The organism is Streptomyces sp. NPDC107521, from assembly GCF_055598485.1.
The window spans coordinates 28,825-47,030 of record NZ_JBVKAT010000025.1 but is presented as its reverse complement, the minus strand read 5'-3'; the positions used below and the strand labels follow the sequence as shown (position 1 = coordinate 47,030).

The window sequence follows — 18,206 nt, the reverse complement described above, 5'->3', positions numbered from 1 at the left end:
TTCTGGTAGGGCCAGTGTGCCACGACCGCGGGGCGTCCATGCGGGCGCACCGTGTGGGCTGGCTCACAGAACGCGACCGACCGGGGCGCACCCGGACGAGGGGGCGTCCCATTCGTGCGGTATCGCCCCCAACTCCCCCGCGTTCACGCCGCCTTGATATTGGTCCATACCTATTGACTCACTGGTCTAGTCCTCTCTACTGTCTGGCCAACTTCCGTGGAGAGGAACCACCTGTGCCTTCCCCCTCGCCCTCAAGATCCCGGCACCGCGCGGGACCTGCGCTGTTCGCCGGAGCCGCCGCCGTCGCCGGACTGCTCCTCGCGGGCCTCCCGGCGACCTCCCAGGCCGCCGACCAGACCTCCTGTCGCCCCGACGGGCTCTACCAGACGCCGGGCGTCGACGTCCCCTACTGCTCGGTCTACGACGCCGACGGCCGCGAGAAGATGGGCGCCGACCATCCCCGCCGCGTGATCGGCTACTTCACCGGATGGCGCACCGGCAAGGACGGGAAGCCCGCCTACCTCGCCTCCGACATCCCGTGGGACAAGATCACCCACATCAACTACGCCTTCGCCCACGTCGACGGCTCCAACAAGCTCTCCGTGGGCGGCGACGGCCCCAACAACCCCGCGACGGGCATGACCTGGCCGGGCGTCAGCGGCGCCGAGATGGACCCGCAGCTCCCCTACAAGGGCCACTTCAACCAGCTCACCAAGTTCAAGAAGCAGCACCCGAACGTCAAGACCATGATCTCGGTGGGCGGCTGGGCCGAGACGGGCGGCTACTTCGCCGACGACGGCTCCCGGGTGAACTCCGGCGGCTTCTACTCGATGGCCACCAACGCCGACGGCTCGGTCAACACGGCCGGCATCGAGACCTTCGCCAACTCGTCGGTCGACTTCATCCGCAAGTACGGCTTCAGCGGCGTCGACATCGACTACGAGTACCCGACCTCGATGAAGGACACGGGCAACCCGCTCGACTGGTCCTTCGCCAATGCCCGCCGGGCCGGTCTGGTCAAGGGCTACGCGGTGCTCATGAAGACGCTGCGCGAGAAGCTCGACCGCGCGGGCGCCGCCGACGGCAAGCACTACCTCCTCTCCGTCGCCGCCCCGTCCTCCGGCTACCTGCTGCGCGGCATGGAGACCTTCCAGGTCCAGAAGTACCTGGACTACGTCAACATCATGTCGTACGACCTCCACGGCGCCTGGAACGAGCACGTCGGCCCGAACGCCTCGCTGTTCGACGACGGCAAGGACTCGGAGCTGGCCGGCGCGGGCGTGTACACCACCTCGCAGTACGGCGGCATCGGGTACCTCAACACCGACTGGGCGTACCACTACTTCCGCGGCTCGATGCCCTCCGGGCGCATCAACATCGGCCTGCCGTACTACACGCGCGGCTTCAAGAACGTCACCGGCGGCACCAACGGCCTCTGGGGCAAGGCCGCCGCGACGACCTGCCCGGCCGGTTCCGGCCTGACCAAGTGCGGTGACGGTGCCGTCGGCATCGACAACCTCTGGCACGACCTGGACGACAACGGCAAGGAGTCCCCGGCGGGCTCCAACCCGATGTGGCACGCCAAGAACCTGGAGAAGGGCATCGTCGGCGACTACGTCACCGACTACGGCTTCCCGGCGAACACCGCGCTGACCGGCACCTACGCCCGCAACTACAGCTCGACCCTGGTCGCGCCGTGGCTGTGGAACGCCGAGAAGAAGGTCTTCCTCTCCACCGAGGACGAGCAGTCGGTGAAGACCAAGGCCGACTACGTGGTCGACCGCGGCATCGGCGGCACGATGATCTGGGAGCTGGCGGGCGACTACGCCTGGAACGCGTCCAAGGGCCAGTACGGTCCGGGCACGACGCTGACCGACACCATGTACCAGACCTTCAAGTCGGCGGCCCCGTACGGCGCCAAGCGCGCCACGACCACCCTGCCGACCGAGGCGCTGAACGTGGACGTGGAGTTCGGGCAGTTCCCGCTCGGCGACTCCAACTACCCGATCGGCCCGAAGCTCAAGATCACCAACAACACCAAGACCACGCTGCCCGGCGGCACGGAGTTCCAGTTCGACTACGCCACCTCCGCGCCCGGCAACGCCAAGGACCAGTCCGGCTGGGGCACCTCCGTGGTCCGCAGCGACCACACCGGCGGCAACGTGGGCGGCCTGAAGGGCGACTACCACCGGGTCTCGCTGAAGCTGCCGGCCTGGCAGTCGCTCGCCCCGGGCGCCTCCACCACCGTCGACTTCGTGTACTACCTGCCGGTGTCCACGCCGTCGAACTGGACGGTCACCTTCGGCGGCAAGTCCTACGCCCTGGCGGGCGACCTGGCCCGCGGCACCACCACGGTGGAGCCGGGCACGACCCCGACGCCCGACCCGACCGAGACCGGCGGCACGGGCGGCACGGGTGGCACCGGCGGCACGGGCGGCAACTGCACCAACCCGGCGTGGAACACGGCCACCGAGTACGGCAGCGGCAGCACGGTCTCCCAGGACGGCCACAACTGGAAGGCCAAGTGGTGGACGAAGGGCGAGAAGCCCGGCACCACCGGTGAATGGGGTGTCTGGCAGGACCTCGGCGCCTGCTGATCCCGCCACCAGACCGGCCCGGCGGCGGTGACGACGGCCCTTGCCCGCCGCCGGGCCATCCAGAGCGCGCCATCCGTTCCGCCCCCGCCCGCGCGGGGCACTCCCCCCGGGGAGCGCGCCTCACGGAAGGGGACGGAACCCATGACCACCATCCTGGTGACCGGCGGGACCGGCACACTCGGGCGGCTCGTCACCGAACGGCTGCACACGGACGGCCACGAGGTACGAGTACTCAGCCGGCGCTCCCCGCCCTACGCCGTCGACCTGCGCGAGGGCGGCCCCGTACTAGACGCCGCCCTCGACGGCACAGAGGTCGTCGTGCACTGCGCCACCACACCCCGCGGTGGCGACGAACGGGCCGCCGCCCACCTGGTCGCGGCGGCCCGTCGAGCCCGGGTACGGCACCTGGTCCACGTCTCGATCGTCGGCGTGGACCGGGTGCCGTTCGGCTATTACCGGTCCAAGCTCGCGGTGGAGCGGCTGGTGGCGGAGTCGGGTCCGGACTGGACCCTGCTGCGCGCCACCCAGTTCCACGAACTGCTGGTCGCCCTGTTCGGGGCGCTGGCGAGACCGCCGGTGATGCTGCTCCCGGCCGGGGTGCCGGTCCAGCCCGTCGCGGCCTCGGAGGTCGCCCTGCGGCTCGCCCGGCTGGCCGCGGGCCCGCCCGCCGGCCGCGTCGAGGACCTGGGCGGCCCCGAGGTCCGCTCCCTGTCCTCCCTGGCCCGCGCCTATCTGGCCGCCACCGGCCGCCGCCGCCCCGTGCTGGGCGTGCCCCTGCCGGGCCGGGCCTACCGCGCCTTCCGCGCGGGCGGTCACCTCGCCCGGGGACGCGCCCCGGGCACCCCCACCTTCGAGGACCATCTCGCGGCACGGTTCGGGGACCCCGGGCGGCGGTAGCCCGGGGCGGACGGACCCGGCGGCGCCCCGAGCCGACGGTGCGCCCGTCCGGGCCCGGGCGGCGCGCTCCGCGCCCGCCGGGCCGACCGGCCCCGGCCCGGCTTCCCACCGGTCGGCGCGGGCCTGCGCCGGCCGTCACGGGCTCCGGTGCCGGCCCGGCCGCCCCGGCGGTCCCCACCGTCTCCGGCCCGGTCGCGCGGGCGCACATCGCCCCTCCGGCCCGCGCGGCGCGCCGGAACCGGTCCGGCCGGGTTCACGGGGCTCCCGGCCCCGTTCGTGCGGGCCGCCCGGACCTCCCCGGCCCGCACGGCCGCGCGCGGGACGTGTCCGGGCCGCTCGGCGTCACGGGTCGCCGCTCGGCACCGCGCGGCCCCGACCGGCGGCCGGGCGCGCGGTCCGTCAGCCGCCCCTCGGGGCGAACACCTCGTCCTGGGCCCGGTCGCGCGCGGTCAGCAGGGCGCCCCGCAGCACCGCGTCGCCGCCCAGCGCGGTCGGGCGGACCTCGGTGGCCAGCGGGGACATCTCCGCCAGGCGGTGCCGGACCCGGTCGGCCAGCGCGTCGCCGCCCGCCCGGCCGATCTCCCCCGCCAGCACCACGCAGCCGGGGTCGAGGACGGACGCCACGGCGGCGGCGCCCACGGTGATCCGGTCGGCCAGCGCGTCCAGGAAGCGGCCCGGCGCCGGATCCCCGGCCGGACCGTCGCCCCGCGCGCGCACCGCCTCCCGCACCAGCGCCGCCGCCCGGACCTCCCGCCCGGCGTCCGGCGCGGTCAGCCCGTGCTCCGCGGCGAGGGCGGTCACCGCCGACGCCCCGGCCAGCCCGTGGAAGCCGCCCCCGCAGTCGGTGGCCGACGGCAGCCCCGCCGTGCCCGGCACGGGCAGGAAGCCCAGCTCGCCCGCGCCTCCCGAGGCGCCCCGGCGCAGGGTGCCGTCGAGGACGAGGGCGGCGCCGATGCCGAGGCCCAGCCAGAGCAGGACGAAGGAGTCCCGGTCCCGGGCCGCGCCGTCGCGCTGCTCGGCCAGGGCGGCGAGGTTGGTCTCGTTCTCCACGCCGACCCGCGCCGCCGGGAACCGCTCCTGGAGGGCCGCCACCAGACGGCGGTGCCACTCGGGCAGGCCCGTGCTGTGGTGGAGGTCGCCGGTCGCCGGGTCGATCAGGCCGGGCGCGCCGATGGTGACGGTGTGCGGCCGCTCCGCCCCCGCCTCCTCGACCGTCCGCTCGACCAGGGCGACCGTACGCTCCACGGCCGGTCCGGTGGCGGTGTCGGGGCCGATGGGGACCGACCCCTCCGCGAGCACCCGGCCCAGCAGGTCGGCGACGGCCACCGCGACGCCCTCGGTGCGCACGTCGAGGGCGGCCAGGTGGGCCCGGCCCGCGACAATGCCGTACAGCCTGGCGTTGGGGCCCCGGCGCTGGGCGCGCGACTCCCCGGCGCTCTCGATCAGGCCGGCGGCGGCGAGGCGCTCGACGAGGTCGGCCACGGTCGGCCGGGAGAGCCCGGTGAGCTGCTTGAGCTGGGTGGCCGTCAGCGGGCCCTCGCTCTGGAGCAGACGGAGGGCGAGCCGGTCGTTGATGGCCCGAGCGGTGCTCGGCGATGCGCGCATGCCGGAATCCTTCCAGACCGTCGGGCGCGGCGGCCCGTCACCGGGTCGCTATCTATCAGGCAAGGTTCCTGATAGTTTACGCCGGCCAGTCTGCGAGAGTGGTGCCGATCCCACGGGGAGGACCCTGCCATGACCACCGAGAGCCGCGCACCGGAAGAGGTGAGGCGCGCCCGGTACGCCGTGGCGGCCGTCTTCGCCGTGCACGGCGCCGTCACCGGGTCGTTCGCGACCCGCGTCCCGTGGATCCAGGACCACGCCGGGGTCGGCGCGGGCCAGTTGGGGCTGGCGCTCGCCTTCCCCGCGCTCGGCGCCTCGCTCGCCATGCCGCTGGCCGGCCGGATCACCCACCGCTTCGGCACCCGCACCGCGCTGCGCGGCCTGCTGGCGCTCTGGACGCTGGCCCTGGCCCTGCCCGCCCTCGCCCCGAACCTGCTCACCCTGTGCCTCGCCCTGTTCGTCTACGGCGCCACGGCGGGCATGTCGGACGTGGCGATGAACGCGCTCGGCGTCGAGGTGGAGAACCGGCTCGACAAGTCGATCATGTCCGGGCTGCACGGCATGTGGAGCGTGGGCGCCCTGATCGGCTCGGCGGCCGGGACGCTCGCCGCCCATCTGGGCGCGGACGCCCGGGTGCACCATCTGCTGGCCGCCGCCGTGCTGACCGCAGCGGGCCTGGTCGCCTGCGCCTGGGTGCTCGACCTCCGGCCCGCGGTCGACGAGGAGCCCCCGCCGCGGTTCGCGCTGCCGCCCAGGTCCGCGCTGCTGATCGGCGCGGTCGGGTTCTGCGCGGTCTTCGCGGAGGGCGCCAGCCTGGACTGGTCGGCGGTCTACCTGCGGGACCAGCTGGAGACCTCGGCCGGGCTCGCCGCGGCCTGCACCACGGGCTTCACCCTCACCATGGCGGTGGTCCGGCTGGCCGGCGACCGGGTCGTGGACCGGTTCGGGGCGGTGCGCACCGTGCGGGTGAGCGGGGTGCTGGCCACCCTCGGCGGCCTGCTGATCGTCCTGGGCGGCCACCCGGCGGTGGCCATGGGCGGCTTCGCCCTGATGGGCCTCGGGATCGCCGTGGTCGTCCCGCTGTGCTTCGCGGCGGCGGGCCGCAGCGGCTCCAACCCGAGCCTGGCCATCGCCGGGGTCGCGACCATCACCTACACCTCGGGCCTGATCGCCCCGGGCGCGATCGGCGGTCTGGCCCAGCTCACCAGCCTGGTGGTCTCCTTCGGCCTGGTGACGGTGCTCGCCGCCGGCCTCGCGGCCTTCGCCGGGGTGCTGCGGGCGGGCGACCGCGACCGCCCGGTGATCACTCGGCGGGACGCAGCAGTTCCCGACCGGCGCTCCTGAAGTCCTCGCTCCACGGCGCCGGGCGCAGCGTCGCGGGGTCCAGCCGGACCAGCACCCGGGTGCCGCGGGCGTGGGTCACCGCGCCGTCCGCCGAGCAGAACCGGAAGCCGTAGGTGAGCCCGGTGGTGCCGAGCCGGTCCAGCCACAGGTGGACGGCGTACTCGCCGGTCCGGGTGACCGGCACCTCGTAGCCGACCGTCAGCTCCCTGACCGCGTTGCAGGCGTCCCCGGCCGCCGCCCAGTCGCCCTCGAACCGGAAGCCCCGGCCCTCCCAGAGCGCGGCCCAGGCGCGCTCGACCAGCACCGGGTAGCGGGCGTTGTGCAGCAGGCCGAGGGCGTCCAGGTCGTCGAAGTGGACGGTGACCGGGACGAGCCGGCCGAAGGACGGGGCGGGGTGAGCGGGGGCTTCGGCGGTCACGGGGGCTCCTGGTGCGGATCGGCGGGCGCACGGCCCCTCGCGCGCGGCGGGGGCACGGACGGCCGGGGCGGGTGCGGCGCCGGGAGTACGGGGCGCCGCACGGTGGTGGCCGGGCGGGGTGGTGGCCGCGCCCGGCGGGTCCGGGTCATCCTAAGCGGACGCTCAGCCGGTTCCTCGGGGAGGGGTCGCGGGGGCGACCGGGGCGGCCCCGGGAGCCGCGGCGACGGCCGCGGACGGGGCCGGCCGGTCCGCCGGAGGGGGCGGGGGACGGTCGCTTACCGGCCACCCCGACAATGTTCCGGACACCTCACGTACAGAGAAAGCGAAACCACCATGGACCTCGGCGTGCGCTGGAAGCTGCACGGTGACGGAAAAGTCCCCGCGCCCGGTGCGGTGGTCCGCCCCGACGAACGGCTCACATGGCCCCGCACGGCCGGGCTCGGCGCCCAGCACGTGGTGGCCATGTTCGGGGCGTCCTTCGTGGCTCCGGTCCTGATGGGCCTGGACCCCAACCTCGCGATCATGATGTCGGGCGTGGCGACCGTCATCTTCCTGCTCGCCACACGCGGCCGGGTGCCGAGCTACCTCGGCTGCTCGCTCTCCTTCGTGGGCGTGGCCGCGGTGATCCGGGCACAGGGCGGCACCAGCGCCACGGTCACGGGCGCGGTCCTCGTGGTCGGTGCCGCGCTGTTCCTGGTCGGGCTGGCGGTACGGCGGTTCGGGGCGCGGATCATCCACGCCGCGATGCCTCCGGTCGTCACCGGCGCGGTGGTCATGCTGATCGGCTTCAACCTGGCCCCGGTCACCGCCTCGACCTACTGGCCGCAGGACCAGTGGACGGCCCTGCTGGTGATGCTGTTCACCGGCCTCGCCGTGGTCTGCCTGCGCGGCTTCTGGTCGCGCATCGCGATCTTCCTCGGGCTGGTCTTCGGCTACGTGCTGTCCTGGGGCCTGGACCGCGCCTTCGGCATGATCCACTCGGCCGACGGCAGCGGGAAGGTCACCGACCACTGGCGGCTGGACTTCTCCGCCGTGGGCCGGGCCGACTGGATCGGGCTGCCCTCCTTCCACGGGCCGTCCTTCGAGTGGTCCGCGATCCTGGTCGCCCTGCCCGTGGTGATCGCGCTGATCGCGGAGAACGCGGGGCACGTCAAGGCCGTCGGCGAGATGACCGGCGACTCCCTCGACGACAAGCTGGGCACCGCCCTCTCCGCCGACGGCGTGGGCTCGATGCTGTCCACCGCGGTCGGCGGCCCGCCCAACACCACGTACTCCGAGAACATCGGCGTGATGGCCGCGACCCGCGTCTACTCGACGGCCGCCTACTGGGCCGCCGCCGGATTCGCCCTGCTCTTCGGACTCTGCCCGAAGTTCGGCGCGGTCGTCGCCGCGATCCCCGGCGGGGTGCTCGGCGGCATCACCGTCATCCTCTACGGCATGATCGGCCTGCTCGGCGCGCAGATCTGGATCAACGCCAAGGTGGACCTGCGCAATCCGCTCAACCTGGTCCCGGCCGCCGCGGGCATCATCATCGGCGTCGGGAACGTCAGCATGGAGTTCAGCGACACCTTCCAGCTCAGCGGCATCGCCCTGGGCACGCTGGTGGTCATCACGGGCTACCACGTGCTGCGGGCCTTCGCCCCGCCCCACCTCAAGACGCAGCAGCCGCTGCTGGACGAGGGCACGTCCTCCTACGACGCGACGGGCAGCGCGGCGGACGACGGCACGGTCGGCACGGCGGGCGGCACGGGCACCGACGGGACGCGGGCCGGGAAGTAGCCGCCCGGCAGTCGCACGACCCGGCGGTGCGGGCGTCCGGGTGCCGCAGCGGCGCGACCACCGGGTGACGCGCGGTCCGGCAGGCACGGCGGCGCCACGGCCCGGAGGCGCGACGGCGCCGTGACTCGGTGGTGCCGTGGCCCGGCCGCACAGTGGCCCGGACCACCGCACCGCCGGGTCTCCGGGAGCGGGCCGCCGCGTCGTCGGACCGTCACCCGCGGTCCCCGCCCCTCCCCGCCCCTCCGGGCCGCGTTCCCCCGTTCCGGGCAATCCCGGCCCCGACGCCCCGCGTGCCGCTCCGGAGCTGCCACCCTGGCCGCCATGGCGCACCACGAGCACGTCCCGACGGCCGGCCGGGCCGGGGGCCACGCCCGGCGATCACTCCGGCCCTCCGTCCCCGGCCCACGGCCCACGGCCCACGGCCGGAGCGTCGGCACGGTCCCGGGCCGGAAGCACGCCCCCGTGGCTGCGCTGCCCGCCGGGGAAGGGTCACCACTCTCACCCGTGGGTGCCCCGCCGTCGCCGGACGCGTCCGCGAGGAGCCGCCGCCGGGTCCCGTCCTCCCCTCGGCCGGCCGACCCGCCGCCCCCTCCCCACCGCTTCCCGACCGGGAGTGCACCCGTGACACACCCCGGGCGGCGCACCGCGCTCCGGGTGCCTCCCCCGGACGTCGTGGCCGATCGGGGTGCTTCACGAACCGCCGGCCCCGAGGACGGTGGTACCGGCAGCCGGACGCCGCTCGCCCCGGTCCCCCGGCCCCCGCTCCCCCACTGATCGTCAACTCCCGTACGCTCACTGCTTGTTGACCCTCGGACACACATGGGTACCCCCACGGCGAACAGGAGCGACGGACATGGCGACACGACTCGGACTCGGACTGCCCCAGACACGGCAGTTCAACCTGGGCAGGGACGTCCCGGACGTGGCTCGCGCCGCGGAACGGACGGGGTACGACAGCCTGTGGGTCTTCGAACGGGCCCTGTTCCCGGAACCGGCCACCCAGGGCCTCTACGGCATCGAGGGCCTGCCCTGGCCCGACTCCTACCGCGGGGTGGCCGAGCCGCTGGTCACCCTCACCCTCGCCGCCGCGGCCACCGAACGGGCGGAGCTGGGCACGAGCGTGCTGGTCGCCCCGCTGCACGTGCCGTTCCAGCTCGCGCGGACGCTGGCCACCCTGGACGCCGCGGCCGGGGGCCGGGTCGTCGCCGGATTCGGCACCGGCTGGTCCCACGACGAGTACGCGGCGGCGGCCGTCCGCCCGTTCGCCGAGCGCGGCGCGGTGCTGGACGAACTGCTGGAGGTGTGCCGGGCGGTGTGGGGACCGGACCCGGTGGCCCACGAGGGGCCGACCACCCGGATCGTCCCGTCCGCGGTCGGCCCCAAGCCCGCCCGGCCGATCCCCGTGCTGCTGGCCGCGGCCGGCCCCCGGGCCCGGCGCCGCCTGGTCGACCACGCCGACGGCTGGATGCCGGTGAGCGCGGGCGCCGACGCCCTGGCCGGGGAGTGGCGGTCGCTGCGCGAGCTGGCCGCCGAACGGGGCCGCACCCGGCCGCTGCGCACGGTGCTGCGCGCCAACGCCCGCTGGTACCCGGCCCCGCTGGGCACCCCGGAGCGGCCCCCGTTCCACGGCAGCACCGGCCAGATCGCCGAGGACCTGGCCGCGCACGCGGCGACCGGGATGGAGGAGATCCTCATCGACGTGCAGGGCAGCGCGCGCGACGCCGCGGAGCTGACGGACCTGGCCGCCGCCCTCTACGAGGCGGCGCGCGCGGCCGGGGTGTGAGGGGGGTGTGACGGGGACGGGGGTCAGTTCTCGGGGAGTTCGACCGGAGCGATCTCGTCGTAGAGGTCGCCCGGCCCGGGGTTGGTGGGGTCCGTCCGGCCGCCGAGGTGGTGCATGACCCCCCAGACGGCGTTCAGGGCGGTCTGCACCGCGCCCTCGGCCCATCCGGCCGTCCACGAGATGTCGTCACCGGCGAGGAAGACGCCCCGCTTGTCCTCGGGCAGCCGGTCCTGCATGAAGTGGGTGAACAGCCGCCGCTGGTAGCGGTAGTGGCCGGGCAGGTTGGCCTTGAACGCGCCCATGAAGTAGGGCTCGTTCTCCCAGGAGACGGTCACCGGGTTGCCGATGATGTGCCCGCGGATGTCGACGCCCGGATAGATCTCCCCGAGCGAGGCCAGCATCACCTCCATCCGCTCGTTCGGGGACAGCGGCAGCCACTTCAGGCTGTCGTCGCACCAGGTGTAGGAGAGGCAGATGACGGCGGGCCGGCCGGGCCCGTCGTCGAGGAGGTAGGTGCCCCGGGTCATGCGGTCGGTGAGCGTCATCGACATCACGTCCCGCCCGGTGGCCGGGTCCGTGTCCCGCCAGAACGGCCGGTCGACGGGGACGAACAGCTTGCTGGACTCCATGTAGTGGGTGCGCTCGACGGCCGTCCAGTGGTCGATCGGGAACAGCCCGTCGTCGCAGGCGATCTTGGAGAGCAGCATCCAGGACTGCGCGGTGAACACCGCGGCGCGGTAGGTGCGGATGTCGCCGCCCGCGTCGGTGACGGTGACGCGGTTGCCCGCGGTGCGGCCGAGCCGGGTCACGGCGGGGCGGGGCGCGCCGCCCGGGTGCAGAGCGCTCAGCGAGGTGCCGTGCGGCCAGTGGACGGTCTTCTTCGGCTCGCGCTCCCAGAGGCGCAGCGGCAGCTGCTGGGAGCCGCCGACGATGCCGCGGTGGTGGTCGTCGGCCTCGGTGTAGACGACGCGCAGGATCTCCAGGATCGAGTTGGGGAAGTCGGTGTCCCAGCCCCCGGTGCCGAAGCCGACCTGGCCGAAGATCTCGCGGTGCCGGAAGGAGGAGAACGCCTCGGAGTCGCAGAGGAAGCCGTAGAAGGTCTGGTCGTCGAGCCTCTCGACCAGCCGGGCCCAGATCGCGCGGATGCGCGGCACGTCCCGCTCGCGCAGGGCGCGGTTCATCTCCGGGAAGTCCGCGTCCTCCGCGAGGCAGCGGGCCCAGGCGTCGGCCACGTCGCGGTAGACCCGGGGCAGGTCGTCGAGGGTCCTCGCGTAGTGGGACTCGCCCTTCAGGTCGACGACGGTGGACGGGGTCGTCTCGGCGAGCGGGTTGGGGAAGGGCCGGGTCTCCAGCCCGACGAGGTCGATGTAGTGCTGGAGCGCGGTGGAGGAGGGCGGGAAGCGCATCGCGCCCATCTCGGCGGTCAGCGCGGGGTCGCAGCCCTCGAAGCCGACGGTGCGCAGCCGGCCGCCGATCCGGTCGGCCTCGTAGACCACCGGCCGCAGGCCCATCCGCATCAGCTCGTAGGCGGTCACGATGCCGGACAGGCCGCCGCCGATGACCGCGACCTCGGTGCCGTGCTCGGTGGCGGGCACCTGGCCGAGGCCCGCGGGGTGGGCGAGGAAGTCGTCGTAGGCGTACGGGAAGTCCGGGCCGAACATGGTGATCGGGGGCTGCTGACCGGCGGCGGGCTCGATCGCGCGGGGCACCGTGGACGTCATGGGGGTGCGGACTCCTTGCGGGTGGAACGGGAGGTGCGGGGGCTGTGGGCGGGTCAGGCGCCGGTCCGGGAGAGGGCGCCGTAGAGGCCGGGGCGGCGGTCGCGGAGGTACGGGTTGGCCGCGCGGGACGCGGCGAGCAGCTCCGGGTCCGCCTCGGCGAGCAGCAGCTCCTCGCCGGACCCGGCGCGGGCACGGGCGATGCCGTCGGGACCGGCGAGGACGGACAGCCCGAGGAAGTCGAACTCCCCCTCGCGGCCCGCCCGGTTGACGTAGGCGATGTACATCTGGTTCTCGAAGGCGCGGACCGGGACGAGGGAGCGGGCGACGAAGGGGAAGGGGTGCATCAGGGCCGTCGGCACCAGCAGCAGGTCGGTCCCGGCCAGGGCGTGGGCGCGGACGTTCTCCGGGAACTCCACGTCGTAGCAGATCAGCAGCCCGACGGTGAGCCCGTTCAGCCGCGCCTGGACGACGGGCCGGTCGCCGGGGGTGAAGTGCTCCTCCTCGAAGGCGCCGAAGAGGTGGGTCTTGCGGTAGTCGGCGAGGTGGGTGCCGTCGGCGGAGACGAGCCGGAGCGCGTTGTGCACGGCGTCCCCGGCGCGCTCCGGGTAGCCGTGGGCGACGGCGATCCGGTGCCGCGCGGCGATCCGGGCGACCGCCTCGGCGGCGGGGCCGTCGGCGCCCTCCGCCAGCCGGGCCAGGTCGTCGCCGATGGCGTAGCCCGTCAGGAACAGCTCGGAGGTGACGAGCAGCCCGGCGCCCGCGGCGGCGGCCCGCTCCGCCGCCCGGTCGAGCACCTCCAGGTTGGCCGCGACGGAGCCGGGGCGTCCGGAGCTCTGGAGCAGGGCGGTGCGCATGCGTGGTCCTCGCAGGTCACGGGGGTTTCGGGGGGCACCGAAGACGCTACGGGCGCCCCGTGACGGCGACAAGAACCAGCCGTTGCGCGACGGCGCCCACTTCGTTGCGTCGCGGGCGCGGGGCGCGGCGATTCGTTGCGCCGCCCGTCCCCGCCCGGCCCCTCGCCGCCCGCACCTCCGCCGTTCGGCCCTTCCCCGCCGGGCCCTTCCCCGTCCGCACCGCCCCCCTCCGGCCGGGCCCCCTCCGGCCGGACCCGCTCGGGAGCCGGTGGCCGGGCGGCGGGCCGCCGGTCACGCGGGTGAGCCCGAGGAGAAGCGGCGCAGCAGCGGCGACAGCACCAGCACCGACCTGGTCCGCTCGACGAACGGCTCCCCGGCGATCCGCTCCAGGACCCGTTCGAAGTGCCGCATGTCGGAGGCGAAGACCTGCGCCACCGCGTCCGCCTCCCCGGTCACGGTGGAGGCGGCCACGACCTCCTGGTAGCGCTCCAGGCCCCGCCGGATGGTCCCCGGCGAGGTGTTGCGGCGGCAGAAGATCTCGACGAAACCCTCCGTCTCCCAGCCGAGGGCCGCCGGGTCGACGCGGACGGTGAAACCGGTGATGGCCCCGGTCGCCCGCAGCCGGTCCACCCGGCGCTTGACGGCGGGCGCGGACAGGCCCACGGACTGGCCGATGTCCGCGTAGGAGCGGCGGGCGTCCTGGGCGAGGGCGCGCACGATGCGTTCGTCGAGGTCGTTCAGCACTGCGGGTGGTTCACTTCGCTTCCGGTACGTCCGTGGATCGGCCCGCGGCCCGGGCGGGGGCAGCGGCCCTACCGGAAGTAGACCACGGGCGCGGGCGCCGTCCGGACGACCCCGGGGCCGGTCCGGCGCGCGCCGCGCCACGGGGCGTGGGGACGGCACGCGCCGCGCCACGGGGGCGTGGGGACGGCAGGCTGCGGGCCGCCCGGTCTCCCGGACGGGCCCGGCGGGATCAGGTCCAGCTCGCGTGCAGCGGCTTGCCCTCGGCGTACCCGGCGGCGCTCTGGAGGCCGACCACGGCCTTCTCCGTGAACTCCGCCAGGGAGGCCGCCCCGGCGTAGGTGCAGGAGGAGCGGACGCCCGCGATGATCGAGTCGATCAGGTCCTCGACGCCCGGCCGGGCCGGGTCCAGGTACATGCGCGAGGTGGAGATGCCCTCCTCGAACAGCGCCTTGCGGGCCCGGTCGTACGACGACTCCTCCGAGGTGCGGTTGCGCACGGCGCGCGCGGAGGCCATGCCGAAGGACTCCTTGTAGAGGCGGCCGTCGGCGTCCTGCTGGAGGTCCCCGGGGGATTCGTAGGTCCCGGCGAACCAGGAGCCGATCATCACGTTGGAGGCACCGGCGGCCAGGGCCATGGCCACGTCGCGCGGGTGGCGGACACCGCCGTCGGCCCACACGTGCTTGCCGTGCTTCCCGGCCTCGGCGGCGCACTCCAGCACCGCGGAGAACTGCGGCCGGCCGACGCCGGTCATCATCCGGGTGGTGCACATGGCGCCGGGGCCGACACCGACCTTGATGATGTCGGCGCCCGCCTCGATCAGGTCGCGCACGCCCTCGGCGGAGACGATGTTGCCCGCCACCACCGGCACCCCGGGGTCGAGGTCGCGCACCAGCCTGACGGCGCTGATCATCGACTCCTGGTGGCCGTGCGCGGTGTCGATGACCAGGGTGTCCACACCGGCGGCGAGCAGTTGCGCCGCCTTGCCCGCCACGTCGCCGTTGATGCCGACGGCGGCGGCGACGCGGAGGCGGCCGTCGGCGTCGGTCGCCGGGGTGTAGAGGGTGGCGCGCAGGGCCCCGGTGCGGGTGAGGATGCCGGCCAGGCGGCCCTCGGCGTCGACGGCGGGGGCGTAGCGGCGGTTGGCCCCGTCGAGCGTGTTGAACGCCTCGCGCGGGTCCAGGGCGGCGTCGACGAGCAGCAGGTCCTTGGACATGACCTCGTCGAGCTGGGTGAAGCGGTCCACTCCGGACAGGTCGGCGTCGGTGACCACGCCGACCGGCCGGTGGTCGTCGTCGACGACGACCCCGGCGTTGTGCGCCCGCTTGGGCAGCAGGGCCAGGGCGTCGGCGACGGTCTGGTGCGGGGCGAGCACGATGGGGGTGTCCAGGACGTGGTGGCGGCCCTTGACCCAGGAGACGACCTCGGTGACGACCTCGATCGGGATGTCCTGCGGAATGACCACGAGCCCCCCGCGGCGGGCCACCGTCTCGGCCATGCGGCGGCCGGCTATGGCGGTCATGTTGGCCACGACCAGCGGGATGGTGGTGCCCGTTCCGTCCGGGGAACTCAGGTCCACGGCCTGCCGCGAGCCGACGGCGGAACGGCTCGGCACCATGAAGACGTCGTCGTACGTCAGGTCGTGCGAGGGCCGGATGTCGTTGAGGAAACGCACGTGCTGCACATCCCAGTCGTTCAGAGGTGGCCCCCCGACAGGTCAGCCAGGGGGAAAGAGCACGTACCTCATTGTCCCACGGAGCGGTCCCGTCCGGCCCCGGGCGGATCGTCCAGGACCATCGGGACCGACCTTGGAGAAACCTCCACACCCCTCGCCACCAGGGGTTTCGCGGGAAGCCGCGAGAGGCCCTAGCGGGCGGCCCCGGCGCCGGGCCCCGGGGGGCCCAGCGTGACGAACAGCCCGGGGCCCCGGTCCGTCGCCTCCGCGAAGACCTCCTCCGCCACGGCCCACTCCTGCGGGCGCGCCTCGGCGTACGCCCGCCAGCCCCGGACCAGGAGCAGCAGCCCCCGCTCGGCGGCCTCCTCGGGCCAGACGGAGGGGTCGGCGAGGGAGTCCGCCAGCGCGTCCCAGTTGCGGCCGAACCAGTCGGGCAGGCCGAGGTCGCGGACGCAGCGGTCCATCAGGCCCGCCTTGTCCGTGACCCCGTCCAGGTCCAGCGTGACCACGAGCCGGCCCGCGGGGTCGTCGGTCATGGTTCTCCTCCGCTTCGTCCGCGGCCCGTCACACGCCGTCCGGGTCGGTCCGGTTGAGTGTCGGCTTCGGCGTGCCGCCCGCGGTCATCAGGTAGTCCGCCGCCGAGGTGTCCGTCACCAGGCTGGTGACGAGCCCGGAGCGGAGCACCGCGTCGATGGCCGCCGCCTTGCGCTGGCCGCCGGCGATCGCCACCACCTCGGGGATGCGGCGGAGCTGGTCGGCCTTGACCGTGATGCAGCGCTCCCCCAGGTCCCGGCCCACCCGGCGGCCCTCGGAGTCGAAGAGGTGCGCGGACATCTCCGCGGCGACGCCCAGCGAGGCGTAGTGCGCGCGCTCCTCGTCGCTGAGCATGTCGTGCACCGTGGAGATGCCCGGCTCCCAGGAGCCGATGGAGACGCAGGCGACCGTGACCTTGTCGAAGTACTCGAAGGCCCGGGCGATCCCGGTCTGGTGGCGCAGCGCCGCCGCGGTGGCCTCGTCGGGCAGCAGCATCGGCGCGTAGATGGGGTGGGCGTCGCCGCCGGACACCTGGGCGGCGCGGCGCACGGCCTCGACGGAGCCGCGTTCGGCGGTCCCTGCGTCGTACACGCCGGTGAGCTGCACCACCGTGCAGGGCGGCAGCCGGTCCAGGGCCGCCGCCATGTGGATGGTGGAGCGGCCCCAGGCCAGGCCCAGGACGTCGCCCTCCTCGACCAGCTCGCCGAGCAGGTCGGCGGCCACCTCGCCCAGGTTCTCGGGGTCGGGGTTCTCCTCCGCGTCCGCCGGGGACTCCACCACGACGGCGTGCCGGAGCCCGTAGCGGGCGCGCAGGGCGTCGGAACGCTCGGCGTCCAGCTCGGCCGGCACCCGGATCTCGATTCGTACAAGGTCACGCTCGAGGGCGGTCTCCAGGACCCGGGCCACCTTGAAGCGGCTGACGCCGAACTCCTCCGCGATCTGGATCTTGGACTTGCCCTCGAGATAGAAGCGGCGGGCCATGGCCGCCGCCTGGACCAGCTCAGCGGGTCCCATCCGCATGGCTGAACGGCCCGCCGACATACCCGACACGGCGTTCTCCTCACTGCTGTTCACACTCTGGATTCGCCGTTCATCCTCGCAGATCCGGCGCTGTTGATCAGCTCTGAAGGGAGCCGTTCACTTTCCGGTGGCTCAGTGGCCGCACGCCCAGGACGCCCCGGCGGTCGCCGCGCGGGCCTGTTCGCGCAGCGCGCGCACCGCCTCGGCGGGGTCGGAGGCCCCGTACACGGCGGAGCCGGCGACGAACACGTCGGCCCCCGCGTCGGCGCACCGCTCGATCGTGGAGGCCGAGACCCCGCCGTCGACCTGGAGCCACAGCTCCAGCCCGTGCTTGCTGATCAGCTCACGGGTGCGGCGGATCTTGGGCAGCATGATGTCGAGGAACGCCTGGCCGCCGAAGCCCGGCTCCACGGTCATGATCAGCAGCATGTCGAGTTCCGGGAGCAGGTCCTCGTACGGCTCGACGGGCGTGGCGGGGCGCAGCGCCATCGAGGCGCGGGCGCCCTTGGCGCGGATCTCCCGGGCGAGCCGGACGGGGGCGGCGGCCGCCTCGACGTGGAAGGTGACGGAGCCGGCGCCGGCCTCCACGTACTGCGGCGCCCAGCGGTCGGGGGCCTCGATCATGAGGTGGCAGTCGAGCGGCGTGTCCGTCGCGCGGGCCAGGGACTCCACGACGGGGACGCCGAGGGTGAGGTTCGGGACGAAGTGGTTGTCCATGACGTCCACGTGGAGCCAGTCGGCTCCCTCGACGGCCCTGGCCTCGTCGGCGAGGCGGGCGAAGTCGGCGGACAGGATGCTGGGGCTGATCTGGGCGGGCATGGGGCCAAGCCTGCCATGCCCTCCGGGGGGTTGGCGGAGGTGGGCCGTTGTGGAGGGGGGTTCGGTGGCGGGCGCGGGTGGGGTGGGGCTTGGTGCGCGGTTCCCCGCGCCGCTTCCGGGCGGGTGCGGGGCGCCCTTGGCCGCGAGCGGTAGCCCTGCCGGGCGGGGAGCGTCGTACGGTGCGGGTGCCACGGGGTTGAGCGCGCAGTTCCCCGTGCCCCTCACGACGGGTACGCCCCACGCCCGGCTGCGACCGGCGGCCCCCGCCGGGCAAGGAGCATCGCCCAATGCGGATGCCATGGGGCTGAGCACGCAGTTCCCCGCGCCCCCTCACGACGGGTACGCCCCACGCCCGGCTGCGACCGGCGGCCCCCGCCGGGCAAGGAGCATCGCCCAATGCGGATGCCATGGGGCTGAGCACG

14 protein-coding genes are annotated in these 18,206 nt (G+C 74.5%); 5 read left to right on the top strand and 9 right to left on the bottom strand.

Features of this window, described 5'->3' with window-relative positions:
* Window positions 1–233: 233 nt before the first annotated feature.
* The gene (locus tag ACZ7LB_RS28220) at window positions 234–2,597 is read left to right on the top strand and encodes a chitinase C-terminal domain-containing protein (RefSeq protein ID WP_471472035.1); all 2,364 of its coding nucleotides are present in this window, start codon (window positions 234–236) and stop codon (window positions 2,595–2,597) included.
* A 141-nt stretch (window positions 2,598–2,738) separates the two neighbouring features.
* Window positions 2,739–3,494 carry an SDR family oxidoreductase gene (locus ACZ7LB_RS28215; RefSeq protein WP_471472034.1) on the top strand — a complete coding sequence of 252 codons (756 nt, stop codon included), beginning with the start codon at window positions 2,739–2,741 and terminating at the stop codon, window positions 3,492–3,494.
* 399 nt (window positions 3,495–3,893) lie between these two features.
* On the opposite strand, the gene ACZ7LB_RS28210 is transcribed toward ACZ7LB_RS28215, so the two are convergent.
* Window positions 3,894–5,099 (bottom strand): ROK family transcriptional regulator, encoded by a 1,206-nt coding sequence (locus tag ACZ7LB_RS28210; RefSeq protein WP_471472033.1) that lies wholly within the window; start codon window positions 5,097–5,099, stop codon window positions 3,894–3,896.
* 129 nt (window positions 5,100–5,228) lie between these two features.
* Here ACZ7LB_RS28210 and ACZ7LB_RS28205 point away from each other — a divergent pair, with 129 nt between their 5' ends.
* The gene (locus tag ACZ7LB_RS28205) at window positions 5,229–6,440 is read left to right on the top strand and encodes an MFS transporter (protein ID WP_471472032.1); all 1,212 of its coding nucleotides are present in this window, start codon (window positions 5,229–5,231) and stop codon (window positions 6,438–6,440) included.
* On the opposite strand, the gene ACZ7LB_RS28200 is transcribed toward ACZ7LB_RS28205, so the two are convergent.
* Entirely contained in the window at window positions 6,400–6,858 is a 459-nt protein-coding gene (locus ACZ7LB_RS28200) for an acyl-CoA thioesterase (RefSeq protein WP_471472031.1), read from the bottom strand. The two genes, ACZ7LB_RS28205 and ACZ7LB_RS28200, sit on opposite strands and share 41 nt — an antisense overlap.
* A gap of 333 nt (window positions 6,859–7,191) precedes the next feature.
* Between ACZ7LB_RS28200 and ACZ7LB_RS28195 the strand changes: the two genes are divergently transcribed.
* Complete coding sequence (locus ACZ7LB_RS28195; RefSeq protein ID WP_471472030.1) at window positions 7,192–8,637, top strand: uracil-xanthine permease family protein; 1,446 nt, start codon at window positions 7,192–7,194, stop codon at window positions 8,635–8,637.
* Window positions 8,638–9,490: 853 nt separating this feature from the next.
* Entirely contained in the window at window positions 9,491–10,420 is a 930-nt protein-coding gene (locus tag ACZ7LB_RS28190; RefSeq protein ID WP_471472029.1) for a TIGR03619 family F420-dependent LLM class oxidoreductase, read from the top strand.
* A 23-nt stretch (window positions 10,421–10,443) separates the two neighbouring features.
* Here ACZ7LB_RS28190 and ACZ7LB_RS28185 read toward each other — a convergent pair whose 3' ends face one another.
* From ACZ7LB_RS28185 to rpe, 7 genes are all read right to left on the bottom strand, one after another.
* Entirely contained in the window at window positions 10,444–12,141 is a 1,698-nt protein-coding gene (locus ACZ7LB_RS28185) for a flavin monoamine oxidase family protein (RefSeq protein WP_471472028.1), read from the bottom strand.
* 53 nt (window positions 12,142–12,194) lie between these two features.
* On the bottom strand, window positions 12,195–12,995 hold the full coding sequence (locus ACZ7LB_RS28180; RefSeq protein WP_471472027.1) for a carbon-nitrogen hydrolase family protein: 801 nt from the start codon (window positions 12,993–12,995) through the stop codon (window positions 12,195–12,197).
* A gap of 291 nt (window positions 12,996–13,286) precedes the next feature.
* Window positions 13,287–13,739 (bottom strand): Lrp/AsnC family transcriptional regulator, encoded by a 453-nt coding sequence (locus ACZ7LB_RS28175; protein ID WP_471472026.1) that lies wholly within the window; start codon window positions 13,737–13,739, stop codon window positions 13,287–13,289.
* A 229-nt stretch (window positions 13,740–13,968) separates the two neighbouring features.
* Window positions 13,969–15,411: a GuaB1 family IMP dehydrogenase-related protein gene (locus ACZ7LB_RS28170; RefSeq protein WP_471472080.1), complete on the bottom strand. Its 1,443-nt coding sequence runs from the start codon at window positions 15,409–15,411 to the stop codon at window positions 13,969–13,971.
* 191 nt (window positions 15,412–15,602) lie between these two features.
* Window positions 15,603–15,947: a barstar family protein gene (locus tag ACZ7LB_RS28165; RefSeq protein WP_161229163.1), complete on the bottom strand. Its 345-nt coding sequence runs from the start codon at window positions 15,945–15,947 to the stop codon at window positions 15,603–15,605.
* Window positions 15,948–15,975: 28 nt separating this feature from the next.
* Window positions 15,976–17,019, bottom strand: a complete 1,044-nt coding sequence (locus ACZ7LB_RS28160; protein ID WP_471472025.1) for a sugar-binding transcriptional regulator — start codon at window positions 17,017–17,019, stop codon at window positions 15,976–15,978.
* 78 nt (window positions 17,020–17,097) lie between these two features.
* On the bottom strand, window positions 17,098–17,784 hold the full coding sequence (gene rpe / locus ACZ7LB_RS28155; protein ID WP_265295936.1) for a ribulose-phosphate 3-epimerase: 687 nt from the start codon (window positions 17,782–17,784) through the stop codon (window positions 17,098–17,100).
* Window positions 17,785–18,206: the final 422 nt, after the last annotated feature.

Bases quoted from the DNA above. Each gene is read 5' to 3' on its own strand.
- ACZ7LB_RS28215 (WP_471472034.1), top strand. From the start codon at position 2,739: ATGACCACCATCCTGGTGACCGGCGGGACCGGCACACTCGGGCGGCTC.
- ACZ7LB_RS28210 (WP_471472033.1), bottom strand. From the start codon at position 5,099: ATGCGCGCATCGCCGAGCACCGCTCGGGCCATCAACGACCGGCTCGCC.
- ACZ7LB_RS28205 (WP_471472032.1), top strand. From the start codon at position 5,229: ATGACCACCGAGAGCCGCGCACCGGAAGAGGTGAGGCGCGCCCGGTAC.
- ACZ7LB_RS28195 (WP_471472030.1), top strand. From the start codon at position 7,192: ATGGACCTCGGCGTGCGCTGGAAGCTGCACGGTGACGGAAAAGTCCCC.
- ACZ7LB_RS28190 (WP_471472029.1), top strand. From the start codon at position 9,491: ATGGCGACACGACTCGGACTCGGACTGCCCCAGACACGGCAGTTCAAC.
- ACZ7LB_RS28185 (WP_471472028.1), bottom strand. From the start codon at position 12,141: ATGACGTCCACGGTGCCCCGCGCGATCGAGCCCGCCGCCGGTCAGCAG.
- ACZ7LB_RS28180 (WP_471472027.1), bottom strand. From the start codon at position 12,995: ATGCGCACCGCCCTGCTCCAGAGCTCCGGACGCCCCGGCTCCGTCGCG.
- ACZ7LB_RS28165 (WP_161229163.1), bottom strand. From the start codon at position 15,947: ATGACCGACGACCCCGCGGGCCGGCTCGTGGTCACGCTGGACCTGGAC.
- rpe (WP_265295936.1), bottom strand. From the start codon at position 17,784: ATGCCCGCCCAGATCAGCCCCAGCATCCTGTCCGCCGACTTCGCCCGC.